The sequence below is a fragment of the Bradyrhizobium sp. USDA 3240 genome, from assembly GCF_054063295.1.
This window is the reverse complement of sequence record NZ_JBSSGD010000002.1, coordinates 3,294,654-3,309,017: the sequence shown is the minus strand read 5'-3', so window position 1 is coordinate 3,309,017 and position 14,364 is coordinate 3,294,654. Positions and strand designations below refer to the sequence as shown.

Here is a 14,364-nt window from a genome sequence, read left to right as displayed (position 1 = left end):
CTCGACTGCGCGGACACGGATTACTTCGCCGCATTCTGGCTCGCGCCGACGAAGTAGAAATCCTCAGCTCCCGGCACCGAACCGTAGCTGAAGGGCTGCTGGCGCCGATCCGTCGCCGCCATGACGTCGTCGCGCACGAGGTCGAACAGCTTGCGGATCTCGATCCGCGGCGTCTGCATGCGCTTGATCAGGGCGGTCACGAACGGGCTGTGACCACCGTCGCCGTCGAGCGCGACCTGGCCGTGCTTGGCGGCGTAGACGACCAGCGTGCCGCTGTCGGGTTCGACCTGGGCCAATCCCCTGCCGATCGAGCGTGACGCGACGGTGCGCTTGATCTGGCTGGCGAACGGGTTGTCGCGGCAGGCATCGAGAATGACGAGATGCAGCTTGCGCGCCCCTTCTGTGGCGCCCATCACCTGGGTCAGCGCGACGGCCTCGAACGACACGTCGCGGTCGGTGGCGAGTTTGGCGTCGACCGGCACCAGATAGTTCTCACCCGCCATCTCCATGCCGTGGCCGGCATAGTAGATCACCGCCCAGTCGGCGCCGTCCGCCGCGCTGGCGAATGATTTGAGGGCCTCGACCAGGCTGTCCCGCGTGGCGTCGGTGACGAGGCGGACATCCTGAAAGCCGACCGCGCGCAGCGTGTCGGCAATAGCCGCGGCGTCCTGGCCGGGGTTCGGCAGGGCCGGGACCGAGCGGTATTTCGAGTTGCCCACGACCAGGGCGACGCGCCGTTCGGCCGTCGTTGCCTTCGGGCCCGCGCCGAGCGGCGCGAGCGGAACGGCCGCGGCGAGCGCGGGGGCGGGCTTGACCGTGTCAGGTTTGGTCGCGCCGTGATCGGCGACGACGCTCTTCTCCGTGGTGGCGACCTGATCCAGCCGTTTCAGGCCTTCGCGGGCGACGCGCTGGCCCTGCGTGCGGTCGAGCTGATCGAGGCCGATGACGTCGAGCGCGTGGCGGAAGTCGGCGCGCGCGCCTTCGATATCGCCCTTCTTCTCGTCGGTGAGGCCCCGCCGTGCATAGTTCAGCGCGCCCTGTGCATTGAGTTGCGTGGCGTGGTCGTAGTCGCGCATGGCCTGGTCGAGCTCGCCCTTGCTGGCCAGCGTCAGGCCGCGCAGCGAGTAGAACTCGGCTTGCCCGTCCTGGATCGCGATCGCGCGTTTGATATCGCGTGCGGCATTGTCGAGATCGCCGGCGCTGATCTCGACCACGGCCCGGCAATAATAGGGTCCGGCTGCGCGCGGCGCGAGCTTGATCGCATCCTGGCAATGCAGCGCCGCGAGCCGGTCCTTGCCGCTGAAATCATAGACCAGCGCGCGATTGACATAGGCGTACCACGAGTTGGGATCGAGCTCGATGGACTTGCCGTAATCGGCCAGCGCGCGATCATAGTCGCCGGTGGCGACGAACAGCTCGGCGCGATTGTTGAACCAGCCGGCGCTGAACGGACCGGCAGGCTTGAGCCGGATCGCCTGATCGAAATCGCTCAGCGCGCGGTCGTAGTCCTGGTTTTGCAGATACACCTTCGCCCGCTGGCCATAGGAGGGCGCAAACGACGGATTGATCGCGATCGACTGATCGTAGTCCGCCCTGGCTTTTTCCAGATCGCCCTTGTTATGCCAGGCCAGCGCCCGGTTGTAATAGGTGATCGAAAGGTCGCGCCCCCTCGGATTGGCGGCGATCAGGCGGGTGCAGGCGGGGATCGCGAGTTCCGGATGCGGATCCTTGGCGTCGCACGCCGCGCCATCCTCTCGCAGACCGGCATAGGATGGTGAGTTCAGCAGCAACAGCAGGCCGAGCGCGGCGAGCTTGGGCAAAGAGGGGCGCATTCCGGTCATTCCATTCCAGCGACCGGAAATTGAGACCACAATGTTGTTCGCGCCGTGGCAAAATTCCGCGAACGGGGTTCCTCACGCGATCGACGCCAATGGCGCGGCCGCACTCAGGCCTGGTCGAGCCCATCAGCCGCACGCGCATCCCGATGCAGCGTCGTGCCCGAATCATGCAGCATCACCGCTAGCTGATGCAGCGGCGCATCGCGAAAGCCCTGCTTCTCGATCGATGCGACGGTCGAGAGCACATAGTCGCGGTTGTTGCCGGAGCGGCCGTGGCCCTGCTGCACCAGGCGCAGTTGCTCGGAGAGCGACAGCCGTCCGGCATATTGCACATGGCCGCGATCGACCACATAGGCCAGAGCGGAGACGCGATCGCGCGCCGCATTCTCCAGCCACACCGAGCGCATCACCTCGCGGTAGACGTTGGTGGTCTGCTCGCGCGCCCGCAAATAAGCGATGGTGTTGTGGCGCAGCCGGGCGGCGACGCGGAACGCGATGCCGCGGCAGGCGCCGCCGCGGTCGAGCCCGAGCACCAGGCCCGGCTTCTCCGGCGTGCCGCGGTGGTCGAACGAATAGACGCAGAGCGCGCGATGCTCGCCGATCAGCCGTGCCGGCACCTGCTCCAGGAACTCGAAGCCCGGCTTCCACATCAGCGAGCCGTAGCCGAACACCCAGAGGTCGCCGTCGGTTTCGGAATGGGGAGGATTTGCTGACATCGCGCAGATGGGCTAGCAGAACACGCCGTCGAAGCGAAGCAGATTCCGTGATGTTTCCAAGGGTTACCTGAGGGTTACGCAAAGGTTGCGCGAGGATTGCACAACAGGTGCGTAAGCGGTGCCCGCGGCCTGCCGCCGCTTCGATTTTGACAAATTCGCCCGCCAAAGGACGCCGCATGTCCGATTTGAACTCAGCCCCCCGCCGTCGCTCGCGCTTCGGCCTTTATGCCGTCCCTGTCGTGGTCCTGATCGCCGCGGTCGCGTGGAGCGGCTTCTGGTTCTTTGCCGCCTCGCAGGTCGGCGTGCAGGCCGATGCCTGGCGCGCGCAGGAGGCGACGGCCGGCCGGGTCTATGATTGCGGCAACCGTTCGGTGGCGGGTTACCCGTTTCGATTCGAGGTCCGTTGCACCGATCCGAGCGTGATGCTGGTGTCGCAGACCGCCTCGCCGCAGATGGCGTTCGTGGCGCGGCTGGCCGAAATCCTGGTCGTGGCACAGGTCTACGATCCCAAGCTCGTGATCGCCGAGTTCAAGGGACCGGCCACGATCGCCGAACGCAACGCGCAGCCGACGCTACAGGTCAACTGGAGCCTGGGACGCTCCAGCGTGGTCGGCCTGCCGGCAGTGCCGCAGCGCGCCTCGCTGGTGTTCGACAATCTCGCGATCGATCGCACCGGCGGTCCCGCGCCGACGCCGCTGATGCGCGTCAATCATATCGAGCTGCACGGCCGGCAGGTCGACGGCTCGGCCCCGAACAACCCGGCGATCGAGACCGTGCTGCAGATCGCCGGCGGTACCCTGCAGGACGTGCATCCCCTGCTCACCCAGCCGTTCAACGCAGACATCCATGCGCGGCTGAACGGCCTGAAGGATTTTTCGCCGAAGCCGTGGCCGGATCGCTTCCGCGAGATCCAGGCGGCCGGCGGCAGCGTCGAGATCCAGCAGTCGCGGATCGAGCAGGGCGACGTGCTGTCGGTCGCGGCCGGCACGCTCCGCCTCAACGCGCAAGGCCGCATCGAGGGCGAGCTGCAGATGACGGTGGCCGGCCTCGAGCGCGTCATTCCCGCGCTCGGCATCGACAAGATGCTGGAGGACGGCGTGCCGCAGGCGACGCTCGATCGCGTCGCACCTGGCGTGAAGAGCCAGGACCTCAGCAATCTGTTCGGTGCGTTGGATCGCGCGATCCCCGGCCTCGGCAAGGTGATCAAGCAGAACGCCAATGCCGGCATCTCCGCCGGCATCAATTCGCTCGGCACGGAAGCCACGCTCGAAGGCAAGAAGGCGCGCAACTTCCCGCTGCGCTTCGCCGACGGCGCGGTGTTCTTGGGGCCGCTGAAGGTCGCGCAGGTTCCGCCGCTGTTCTGAGCGGTGTTTCGTAGGGCGGGTTAGGCGAAGCCGTAACCCGCCGTTGTTCACCGCCCCGCTGTGCGGCGGATTACGCTACGCTGATCCGCCCTACGCACCTGCGCATCGTCAGGAATGCTCAAACGGGCCGACTTCGCGGATCACCTTGCAGATCTGCAGGAAGCCGCTGGCGTAGAATTCGGCATGTCCGCGCTGCATGGTTTCGACATGGTCCGGATGTTGGCGCCAAGTCTCGAGCGCTTCTTCCGAGGCAAAGCGAAACAGGGTGAGCTCCTCGCCATCCGCCGCCTTGAACGATTTCACCGAGAGGAATCCCGGAAGGCGGCTGACGATGTCGTACATGCGTTCGCCCAGCCGGCTGTATTCGTCGAGCGAGGCGTCATCCCGCAACTTCAGGTCACCGACCACAATGACTTCACTGATCATGTTGCTGTCCTTCGTCCTTCGAATGTCCATGGCAGCCTGAAGCAGGCGCCGAACGACAATTCGATCTCGCGACCGGTGTTGTTACATGTCCGCCGTCGCTCTCCGCAGGCTGAGAGGCGGATTGTGCTGCGCAAATCCACCCTCCGCAGTGCATCGACACCTTAACCCCTCGCGCGCGATATCGTCTGTCGCGGCAAAACATTCCCGCGGCCGCTATGAGAAAAACGTGACCGGAATATTGCGGGCCGCCGCGAATATCAGTCCTCGAATACCGCTCTCTCTGGCCTGAGGAAACAACCTCGCGTGGGAGAGAAGCGATGCGAATTCTCGGGGGAATTCTGCTCGGCAGCATGCTGCTGTCGACTGGTTCTGCGTTTGCGGAAGACGATGCGTCCGAGCTGAAGGCGCTGAAGACGCGGCTCAAGCAGCTCGAACAGAAAATGGAAGTGCAGGCGCGCAAGGAGGAGGCGCTGGCGGCAAGACAGAGCGCAATGCAGAACATGCGGATGGCGGCCAAGGCGCCGGTGCCGTTCGATCCCTGCGCATCGGGCAAGCTCTGCTACAAGGGCGTCACCTTCACCTTCGGCGGCTGGGTCGATCTCACCGGCATCTATCGCACCCGCAATCTCGCCTCCGACACCGGTTCGGTCTACGCCTTCATTCCGTTCCCGCAGAGCAAGAACTTCAACACCGGAGAATCGCGCTTCTCGGCGCGGCAGACCCGCTTCTCGGTACTTGCGGAAGCCGAAATCTTCGCCAACACCCGCGTCGCCGGCTACGGCGAAATGGATTTCGAAGGCGCGGCGCAGACCGCGAACTCGGTCGCCACCAACTCGTTCAACCCGCGGCTGCGTCAGGCCAGCGTCGAGGTCAGCCGCACCGATCTCGGCCTGCATGTGCTTGCCGGTCAGAGCTGGTCGCTGAATGCGCCGAGCAAGTCCGGCATCGATCCGCGCGGGGTCGATGCGCCCGGCGTGATCGATTTCGAATCGGTGCCCGGCTTCCTTGCGGCGCGGCAGCCCGGCATTCGCGTCTGGCAGGACATCGGGCCCGAATTCAAGCTCGCGGTCTCGGCGGAAAACCCGCAGACCTCGTTCTTCGGCGGCAACACGCCGCTGGTCGGTACGCCCGCGGCCGGCCCGCAGGGCGTGCTCAACCCGAACCTCCTGGTCAACCTCACCGGGCCGGGCGGCAGCTTCTTCAACAACGCCAACAATGTCAGCCTCAATCACGTGCCTGATTTCACCGTGAAGGGTGCGTGGGATCCGCGGCTCGGACCCTACAAGCTGCATGTTGAGGGCTGGGCGATGTATCGCGACTTCTACGATCGCTTCAACTTCGCCAATCACGACGTCAACACGGTGAGCTTCGGCGGGCATTTCTCGGCGGAGATCGTGCCGCAGCTCTTGGAGCTGCAGGGCTCGGCGTCGCACGGCGCGCTCGGCCGCTTCACGGCGACGCCGTTCCCGGATGCGACGGTGCGCCAGGACGGCTCGATCCAGCCGCTGCCGATCACGGCGTTCCTGCTCGGCACGGTCTGGCACACGACGCCGTCGCTCGATCTCTATGCCTATGCCGGCCTCGAGAAGACCAAGGCGACGTTCTCCAATGTCGGCACGGTGCCGTTCGGCTACGGCAATCCGCTCTACAACAATCTCGGATGCAACATCGAGAACTCGCCGGCGGCGACCTGCAACGGCAACACTTCGGAGGTCAGGCAATACACGGTCGGTCTCTACGACACGATCTTCAAGGGCGATTACGGGGCGATCAAGGCCGGCGTGCAGTACTCCTATAACCAGCGCTTCGCCTTCCAAGGTGTCGGCGGCGCGCCGAAGACCGACGACCACATCGTCATGACCCAGATCCGCTACTACCCGTTCTAGGGCTTCGGTTACCTCGCCCCGCGTGCGGGGAGAGGCGTAGGTCGCCTTCGGCGGCCGTCCTTAAGAACGCCGGGGCAGAGCTTCGGCTACGTCGCATGAAGATGCGATCCGGGTGAGGGGGAGTTTTCGCGAGTCCGTTCGTCGACATTGTTGCCGAGACGGCCCCACACTCCAGCCCTCTCTCCGTAAGAACGGGGAGAGGGAGCGCACCGCTGGTAAAGGACACTGCAGATGAGGATCGTGAGCAGAAAGGAGAGGGCCGTGCTCGCCCGCGAACTGATGATGGTCAGCCGCGCCGCGCATGTGTTGCAGCGAACAGGTCTCGCGATGGCCGGCGCCATGGCCGGCACCTTCGTCGCGGCCCAGCTCGCGAAGGGGCACATCGCCTTCTTCGGTACACTTGTCTTTATCGTGACGGCGATCGTGATCGGCGCCGTCGGCTTCTATCTCGGCATCGATATTCCAAGGCCCGCCTTGCGCGCCACGGGGCGCATCGATGCCGTCGAGCTCATGAGCGCGGGCGGCATCTTCCTCGCCGCGCTGGCCGCACTGGTGTCGGTCTATGGCATCGTGTTCGACGAGATTCCGCCACGTGCCTGGGAGTTCGTGATCGGCTCGTGGTGGTTCGGCGGCGACGTCATGCTGGCAACCGCCGGCCTCGTCGGCCGCCAGCGGCTGACCCAGAAGGTCGCGCCGATCTCGGCAGCGGGGCCGATCAGGGATCAACGAATGCGACGGTGAGCGCCGTCGCTGACTAGCCGCTGCGCCAATCTGTCCCGTAGCTGAGATCGACCGATGCGGTACCCTCGCTGAAAAATCGGGGAGGGACTTACATGCCAGCAGAATTCAGCCGCCGTCACGTCATCGCTGCCGGAGCAGCTTCGCTCGCGATGCCCTTGCTGTCGCGCGGCGCCTCGGCGCAGGCGGCGTGGCCGTCGCGGCAAATCCGCATGATCTGCAGCTACCCGGCCGGCGGGCAGACCGATCTGTTGGCGCGCGCCTTCGGCGAATTCATCGCAAGGCAGGTGGGACAAACCGTCGTCATCGAGAACAAGGCGGGTGCTTCGGGCTCGATCGGCGCCGCCGAGGTGGCGCGCGCCGCGCCCGACGGACACACCATCCTGTGCTCGATCTCGACCACTTACGTGATGAACCGGGCGATGATGAAGAACCCCGGCTACGACATGGACAAGGATTTGGCGCTGGTCAGCGTCATTCCGGGCGCCGGGCTGTTGCTGGTCGCGAGCCCCAAGCTCGGCGTCAAGACGCTGGCGGAATTCGTCGCCCATGCGCGGAGCAGCGGCAAGGTGAATTTCGGCACCTACAGCGCGGGCTCGGCCCCGCACATGACGATCAACGAGCTCAACAAGCAATACGGCCTCAATATCGAGCCGATCCACTATCGCGGCGAAGCGCCGATGTGGACGGGCCTGGCGGAAGGCACGCTCGATGTCGCGATGGGCAGCTACACCGCTGCGCAAACCGTCCTGCAAAGCAGCCGCGGCGTCGTCTTTGGGGTGCACGCGAAGAAGGTCGATGCGATCCCTGAGATCAAGACGCTGCCCGAACAGGGCGCGACATCGAAATTCTTCACCGTGAGCGGCTTCTCGGGCTGGGCGCTGCCGAAGGCGACGCCGCAGCCGATCGTGGATCGCTTATCCGAGCTCTGTGTCGCCGCCAACAGCGATCCTAAGGTGAAGGAGGTGCTCGCGACCTTCGTGCTGGAGCCCGCGATCGGCTTCAAGGACAGCAATGCGCTGTATCAGCGCGAATTGCCGGTCTGGATGGAAGCCGCGCAGTCGCTCGGCCTGCCGCCGGCGTAGGCATCTCTCCTCGTCATTCCCCGGTGCGCAAACGCGCACCTGAGGGCGTGCGAAGCACGAGCCCGGAATCCATTGAGCCACAGCGATTGTAGATGAATGGATTCAGGGTTCAGCCCTGCGGGCTGCCTTGGAATGAGGAGGATAGAATGTCAGCGGAGTTTCATTCGTCCCGCTGGACCAACTCGAAGGTGATGCCCTCGGGCCCCTCGAACAGCCGGAGCTTTCGGCTGATGTAGTCCATCTCGTCGCTCAGCATGGTTACACCGTTGGCGATCAGGTGCGCGGTGGCCGCCTCGATGTCGTCGACGCGGAACGCGAGGTGATTGAAGCCGAGCTTTCGCAGGTTGGTCGGGTGCACCCCCGGATCGGTGCCTGGGGGCGAGTCGAACTCGAGCAGCTGGATTTCGAAGTCCGCTCCTTCAAGCGCGAGGGTGATGTGCTGCGCTTTCATGGCCGGCATGCCCATGTACTGGGCGGGAATGCCACCGTCGATGGTCGCGACGTGAGTCTTTCTGAATCCAAGGAGTGCGAAGAATGCGATCGCTGGGCCGGCGTCGGCCACTGCGATCGTCACATGATCCGGACTGAGTATCATCTTGTCGCTCCTGTCACCGAAGCCGCGCCAGTCGGCCTCCGCCGGGTGGACTGCCGGCAACGGCCTCTCTCGCTCGAGGCTACCAGGCCGCTCCGTCGACTGGTAGACAGGCTGGCGCCCCGGAAGAGTCGATCTGCCCATCCTGCGAGCCTATGCGGGCAGCAAATCGAGGCCGTCGGGGAGCCTTATCCAAAGAACGGTTTGCGCGTCGGGGAAGTGACGAGACAGATGGCCCTTTCCATGTGGCCCTGATCAGGAATTGCAGGATGGGTTTCGCTGCGCTCTACCCATCCTATGTGCTAGCCACCCCAGCCGAAGCGGTAGTTGAAGCCCACCTTGACGGTATGCTCGTCGTCCCTGAACCGGACGCCGACGATCGTGGCGGGGCCGCCGGCGAAGGTGGTGTTGCCGAAGTTGTAGTACTGATATTCGGCCTTCGCGGACCAGTTCCGCGCGAACATGTATTCGAGACCGCCGCCGAGGGTAAAGCCGCTCCGGTGACTGCCATTGGTCGCAACGACCACCGGAATTCCGCCGGAGCCGGCGCCGATATTGAGGTTGTCGCGGACGGCGTATCCGCCCTTGGCGTAGAGGAGCGCCGGGCCCCAGGCGTAGCCGAGCCGGCCGGTAATCGAGCCAAGCTGATTGCCTGTTACCTGGGTGCCTGCCGGAAGAGCCGAGCCTTTGCCAGCGTTGCCGGTAAGCCCGCTGAACTGAACCTCGGCACCGATCACCCAGCTCGATGCGAATTGGTAGTCGAAGCCACCCTGCAAGCCGCCCAGGAAGCGGCCCTTGTCCCCACCCAGGCTGTTGTTGCCCGCGAAGGCACCGCCGACGTGGCCGCCGATATAGAAGCCGGTCCAGTTATAGGCCGCCTCCGGCGCCGTATAGGCCGGCGCCTTCGGATAGGTTCGCGCCGGAAGATCGGCCGCGACCGCAGGAGCCGCGCAGGCGATACCAGCGACCGCACCGAGCAGAAGCTTTTTCATGAGATGAGTTTCCCGTTGTTATGGTTGAGTGGCGAGGTGGGAGGACCGTCGTCCATGCGCGAGTGTCTCTTGGCTGCTTCTGCATTGAAGGGTCTTCCTGGCCCGCTTCTGACCTATGACCTTGGGGTCGGCTCAAGCGGTTTATCGCCTGCCGCGCCGAAAAAGGCCTTGGCCGGACCTAAGGTCACACCGTAGGGTACCGGCGAAAGGGCCTCCGTCGATGAACGAGCCGAGAGACAAAGCCGACAAGGACGTCTTGCTGACCGCGGCAGAGTGCGCCGCTCGCATCGGTCTCACGGTACGCGGACTTCGGCTCTATGAGAGCCGCGGCCTGATTTCGCCGCGCCGCACGGCGAAGCGTTGGCGGCTCTATGGGGCCGCGGAGATCAGCCGCCTGCACGAGATCCTCGCGCTAAAGCGAATGGGGCTCAGCCTGGCGCAAATCGCCAAGCTTCTCGAAGGCCGCGCGATCGATCTCGACCAGATCCTGGCCATGCAACAATCGTCGATCCTTCAACTGCGCAACCGCGCCGATGAGGGCCTTGCATTGGTGAATGTGGCGCGTTTGAAGCTTTCGGCCGGCGGATCGCTCTCGATCGCCGACCTCATTGTGCTGGCCAAAGAGACCAATATTGCCGAAGCATCCTTCGATGCCGTCGCTCAACGGCGCTACGAACAGGCCCGGCCCCGCGCTGCGATTCAAATCGATCCCGGCGTGATGGAGCGCTACGTCGGTCATTTTCGGTTTCAGATCGGCGGGCAGGTGGTGACGATCACACGCGATGGCGGTCATCTATTCGCGAAGCCTCTCGGACAGTTCGCCTCGGAGATATATCCCGAAAGCGAGCACACGTTTTTTCTCAAGACCACGGCGGCGCAGATTACCTTCGTCGTCGAGCCGGACGGAATCACGAACGCCCTCACGCTTCATCAAGGCGGGTTGACGCACAACGCGACCCGGATCGACGACCAGCAGGCCCGAGATGCGGCGACCGCGCTGGCAAAGAAGATAGATGGCAAGACGCCGTCGCCGGGAACCGAGGAGGCGATCCGCCACCTGATGATCCAGCACCAGCAAGGTGCCGTCGACTACGCCGGCATGAGCGACATCATGGCGGCGGTGGCCCGCGAGCAGGCTCCGGCGATCATCGCCGCGCTGGATCTGGCCGGGGGCATGCAAACGATTCGCTTCAAGGGCGTCGGACGAGACGGTTGGGATGTCTATGACGTCAACTTCGCCAATGTCGACATGGAATGGCGGATCATTTTGGCATCCGACGGAAAGATCGATGGAGTGCTGCTTCGGTCGTTGCCTTGACCAGAGGCGATGAAGCGGCGCGAAGCTGTTCGGCGCGAGCCGGGTGCGACAAATCAACCCGACGGGCAACACAGCAAAACCTGTCAGCCCTTCGACTCGGGCGGGCGATGACACCGAGATGAAGTACGCAATGACGGTGCGTCGTATCGCGCGAGAACTATCCTCACCGTCGTCCTGGCGAAAGCCAGGAGGTGGATTCACACTCGAAGTGCAACACTTGATCGGCAAAGGACTCCGCAGGCGTGCGGTAGTCAAGGCATTTACGTGGGGTGTTGTTGTAGGTGGCGATGAACTGGCGGAATCTGGCGGTCGAGAGGGTTACGAGATCCGTTTTGCGAGGGATGAAGCGGCGCATCCTGCCGATGGCGTTCTCGATACCACCCTTCTGCCAGGGCGCGTGGGGATCGCAGAAGAAGGTCTCGATCGAGAGGCGATGTAGCGCCAAGTGACCGGCAAACTCGGTGCCGTTGTCGAAGGTGACGGTCTGGCGCAGCTCTTGTGGAAGGGCAGCGAAGAAGCGGACGAGATGGCGTGCGACACCGCGCGCAACCTTGCTGGCAAGGCGGATGCCGAGCAGCAGGCGAGAGGTGCGCTCATGCACGGTCAGCACGGCCTGACCGTACTTCGAGAACATCATCAAATCGGCCTCCCAATGCCCGGCGACGCTACGGTCGGCAACCTCAAGGGGCCGATTTGCCAGGGAAACACGGCCTTCGATGAAGCTTGCGGGGCTGCCGCCTCGCTTGCCGCGGAGGCCGCGCTTGCTCTTGGCGCGCGGCAGGTAGCGTCGCCAGTTGAAGTCCGAGGTGCGCCTGAGTTGGCCATAGATGAAGCGGTAGATGGTCTCGTGGGAGATCACCTTGTGCCCGCACTCGCGGGCCAGCCGGCCGGCGATCTGCTCCGGCGACCAACCTCGGCGAAGGCGTTGCAACACCGCGCGGCGCAGGACGGGCTCCCGTTCGAGGCGTCCGCCCGTCCAGCGCCGCGCTCGCATCTGTTGCTGGGCATAATTTGGCTTGTAGCCAGCCTGAACGCTCCGATTACGGCTCAGTTCCCGAGAGATTGTTGATGGCGAGCGATCCAGAGCTGCCGCGATTTGCCGGACCGAGCTGCCATTGGCCGATAGACAGGCAATCTCGCATCGGTCGTCCAGAGAGAGCTGCTTGTAAGTCCGCCCCATGGCAACACCTCCTCAAGGAAGTGTTGCACTTCGTTTGTGAACCCAGGGGACCCATCACCCCGAATGTAAATTGCTGGACGACACTGAGGCCACGTTCCCGTTCACAACCCAATGCGGTGGCAATGGGTCCTGGCTTTCGCCAGGACGACCAAGTGGAGAAATCGCGGGCCTGACCCTACTTCTTCAAATTCGCATGCGGCCGGCCGAAGTCGGGCGCGGCGGAATCCTGGCCGATCTCGACGATGCCGCGGCGGATGGCGCGGGTGCGCGTGAAGTGGTCGAACAGCGCCTCGCCGTCGCCGCGCCGGATCGCGCGGGTGAGCTTCGACAGATCCTCGGTGAAGGTGCCGAGCATCTCGAGCACGGCGTCCTTGTTGGCGAGGAACACGTCGCGCCACATCGTCGGGTCCGACGCTGCGATGCGGGTGAAGTCGCGGAAGCCGCCGGCGGAGAACTTGATGACTTCGGATTCCGTCACCTGCGCCAACTCGTCGGCGGTGCCGACGATGGTGTAGGCGATCAGATGCGGCAGATGGCTGGTGATCGCGAGCACGAGGTCATGATGATCCGGCGTCATGATCTCGACCTTGGCGCCGAGCGCGGCCCAGAACGCGCGCAGCCGGTCGGTCGCCGCGGGATCGGTGCCTTCGGGCGGCGTCAGGATGCACCAGCGGTTGATGAAGAGCTCGGCGAAGCCCGAATCCGGGCCCGAATGCTCGGTGCCTGCCACCGGATGCGCCGGGACGAAGTGCACGCCGTCGGGCAGATGCGGCGCCATGTCCTTGACGACGGCGCCCTTCACCGAGCCGACGTCGGAGATGATGGCGCCGGGCTTGAGATGGGCGGCAATCTCGGCCGCGACCGGACCGCAGGCGCCGACCGGGATGCACAGGATGACAAGATCGGCATCCTTCACCGCCTCGATATTGGTCTCGACGACACGATCGACGATGCCGAGCTCGGCGACGCGGGCGCGCGTCTTCTCCGAGCGCGCGGTGGTCACGATCTCGCCGACCAGGCCTTGCGCGCGCGCGCCGCGCGCGATCGAGCCGCCGATCAGGCCGAAGCCGATCAGGGCGATGCGATTGAAGATCGGAGCCGTGGTCACGTCGATGTTCACTTTCCGGCCAGGAAGTCGCGCAGGCCCTCGACCACGAGGCGGTTGGCTTCCTCGGTGCCAATGGTCATGCGCAGCGCATGCGGCAGCTTGTAATTGTTGAGCGCGCGCAGCACGAGGCCGCGCCGCGTGAGATAGGCGTCGGCTTCCGCCGCGGTCTTGCCCGTGTCGGCCGGGAAATGGATCAGCACGAAATTGGCGACGCTCGGCGTCACCTTGAGTCCGAGCTTGCCGATCTCCTCGGTCAGCCAGTTGCGCCACTGTTCGGTGTGCGTCCGCGACATCTGCACATGCGCAGCGTCCTCGATCGCCGCCACCGCCGCCAGCATCGCCGGCGTCGTGACGTTGAACGGACCGCGGATCCGGTTGCAGGCATCGACGATATGCGCCGGGCCGAACATCCAGCCGATCCGCAGCGCGGCGAGGCCGTGGATCTTCGAGAAGGTGTGCGTCACCACCGTGTTGTCGGTGGTCGCGACCAGCTCGATGCCGAGCTCGTAGTCGTTGCGCGAGACATAGTCGGCGTAAGCAGCGTCGAGCACCAGCAGCACATGCGAGGGCAGCGCGGCGCGCAGCCGCTTGACCTCGTCGAACGGGATGTAAGTGCCGGTCGGATTGTTCGGGTTGGCGAGCCAGACCAACTTGGTCTTCGGCGTCACCACCTCGAGGATGGCGTCGACGTCAGCCGTGAAATTGCTCTCGGCCGCGATCACGTTCTTCGCGCCGTTCGCCATGGTGGCGATCGGGTAGACGAGGAAGCCGTGGGTGGTCGAGATCGCCTCGTCGCCGGGGGCGAGATAGGTGTGCGCCAAGAGATTGAGGATCTCGTCGGAGCCGGCGCCGCAGATGATGCGATCGGGATCGAGCCCGTAGGCACGGCCAATCGCCTCGCGCAGCACCCGCGAGGTGCCTTCCGGGTAGTCCTCGAGATGGTCAGCCGCGCCCTTGTAGGCCGCGATCGCCTTCGCCGACGGACCGAACGGCGTCTCGTTGGCGGACAGCTTGAACACCTTGCGGCCCGGTTCCGGCACCGGGCTCTTGCCGGGCGTGTAGGGCGCAATATCGAGGATGCCGGGATTCGGCACGGGGCGGGACATTATCAACTCCGGATA

The 14,364-nt window shown here is 64.7% G+C and carries 13 protein-coding genes; 5 read left to right on the top strand and 8 right to left on the bottom strand.

Translation table 11 applies throughout. The annotated features are described in order from the left end of the window. Window positions 1–20: 20 nt before the first annotated feature. Together ACVIGA_RS16370 and ACVIGA_RS16365 are read right to left on the bottom strand one after the other, a co-directional pair. Window positions 21–1,832, bottom strand: coding sequence for a caspase family protein (locus ACVIGA_RS16370; RefSeq protein ID WP_456667165.1), 1,812 nt, complete (start codon window positions 1,830–1,832; stop codon window positions 21–23). Window positions 1,833–1,945: 113 nt separating this feature from the next. Further along, a complete protein-coding gene (locus ACVIGA_RS16365) occupies window positions 1,946–2,554 on the bottom strand; it encodes a gamma-glutamylcyclotransferase (protein ID WP_456667164.1) in 609 nt (202 codons plus the stop codon). A 176-nt stretch (window positions 2,555–2,730) separates the two neighbouring features. On the opposite strand from ACVIGA_RS16365, the gene ACVIGA_RS16360 reads away from it, so the two are divergent. Beyond that, window positions 2,731–3,918, top strand: coding sequence for a DUF2125 domain-containing protein (locus ACVIGA_RS16360; protein WP_456667163.1), 1,188 nt, complete (start codon window positions 2,731–2,733; stop codon window positions 3,916–3,918). A 108-nt stretch (window positions 3,919–4,026) separates the two neighbouring features. Here ACVIGA_RS16360 and ACVIGA_RS16355 read toward each other — a convergent pair whose 3' ends face one another. Continuing rightward, a complete protein-coding gene (locus ACVIGA_RS16355; RefSeq protein ID WP_456667162.1) occupies window positions 4,027–4,344 on the bottom strand; it encodes an antibiotic biosynthesis monooxygenase family protein in 318 nt (105 codons plus the stop codon). Between the two features lie 317 nt (window positions 4,345–4,661). Here ACVIGA_RS16355 and ACVIGA_RS16350 point away from each other — a divergent pair, with 317 nt between their 5' ends. From ACVIGA_RS16350 to ACVIGA_RS16340, 3 genes are all read left to right on the top strand, one after another. Next, window positions 4,662–6,230 (top strand): hypothetical protein, encoded by a 1,569-nt coding sequence (locus tag ACVIGA_RS16350; protein ID WP_456667161.1) that lies wholly within the window; start codon window positions 4,662–4,664, stop codon window positions 6,228–6,230. Between the two features lie 261 nt (window positions 6,231–6,491). Next, on the top strand, window positions 6,492–6,971 hold the full coding sequence (locus ACVIGA_RS16345; protein ID WP_456667160.1) for a hypothetical protein: 480 nt from the start codon (window positions 6,492–6,494) through the stop codon (window positions 6,969–6,971). Between the two features lie 92 nt (window positions 6,972–7,063). Continuing rightward, the gene (locus tag ACVIGA_RS16340) at window positions 7,064–8,053 is read left to right on the top strand and encodes a Bug family tripartite tricarboxylate transporter substrate binding protein (protein ID WP_456667159.1); all 990 of its coding nucleotides are present in this window, start codon (window positions 7,064–7,066) and stop codon (window positions 8,051–8,053) included. A gap of 160 nt (window positions 8,054–8,213) precedes the next feature. Here ACVIGA_RS16340 and ACVIGA_RS16335 read toward each other — a convergent pair whose 3' ends face one another. Both ACVIGA_RS16335 and ACVIGA_RS16330 read right to left on the bottom strand, forming a co-directional pair. After that, the gene (locus ACVIGA_RS16335) at window positions 8,214–8,708 is read right to left on the bottom strand and encodes a VOC family protein (RefSeq protein WP_223974195.1); all 495 of its coding nucleotides are present in this window, start codon (window positions 8,706–8,708) and stop codon (window positions 8,214–8,216) included. Between the two features lie 239 nt (window positions 8,709–8,947). Beyond that, the gene (locus ACVIGA_RS16330; RefSeq protein WP_456667158.1) at window positions 8,948–9,637 is read right to left on the bottom strand and encodes an outer membrane protein; all 690 of its coding nucleotides are present in this window, start codon (window positions 9,635–9,637) and stop codon (window positions 8,948–8,950) included. A gap of 220 nt (window positions 9,638–9,857) precedes the next feature. Here ACVIGA_RS16330 and ACVIGA_RS16325 point away from each other — a divergent pair, with 220 nt between their 5' ends. Continuing rightward, the gene (locus tag ACVIGA_RS16325) at window positions 9,858–10,955 is read left to right on the top strand and encodes a MerR family transcriptional regulator (RefSeq protein WP_456667157.1); all 1,098 of its coding nucleotides are present in this window, start codon (window positions 9,858–9,860) and stop codon (window positions 10,953–10,955) included. 163 nt (window positions 10,956–11,118) lie between these two features. Here the strand turns inward: ACVIGA_RS16325 and ACVIGA_RS16320 are convergent, their stop codons facing one another. The 3 genes from ACVIGA_RS16320 to hisC form a co-directional block, all read right to left on the bottom strand. Continuing rightward, on the bottom strand, window positions 11,119–12,135 hold the full coding sequence (locus tag ACVIGA_RS16320; protein ID WP_456667156.1) for an IS30 family transposase: 1,017 nt from the start codon (window positions 12,133–12,135) through the stop codon (window positions 11,119–11,121). Between the two features lie 175 nt (window positions 12,136–12,310). Beyond that, window positions 12,311–13,243: a prephenate/arogenate dehydrogenase family protein gene (locus ACVIGA_RS16315; RefSeq protein ID WP_456667155.1), complete on the bottom strand. Its 933-nt coding sequence runs from the start codon at window positions 13,241–13,243 to the stop codon at window positions 12,311–12,313. 8 nt (window positions 13,244–13,251) lie between these two features. Further along, complete coding sequence (gene hisC / locus ACVIGA_RS16310) at window positions 13,252–14,349, bottom strand: histidinol-phosphate transaminase (RefSeq protein WP_456667154.1); 1,098 nt, start codon at window positions 14,347–14,349, stop codon at window positions 13,252–13,254. Between the last annotated feature and the right edge of the window lie 15 nt (window positions 14,350–14,364).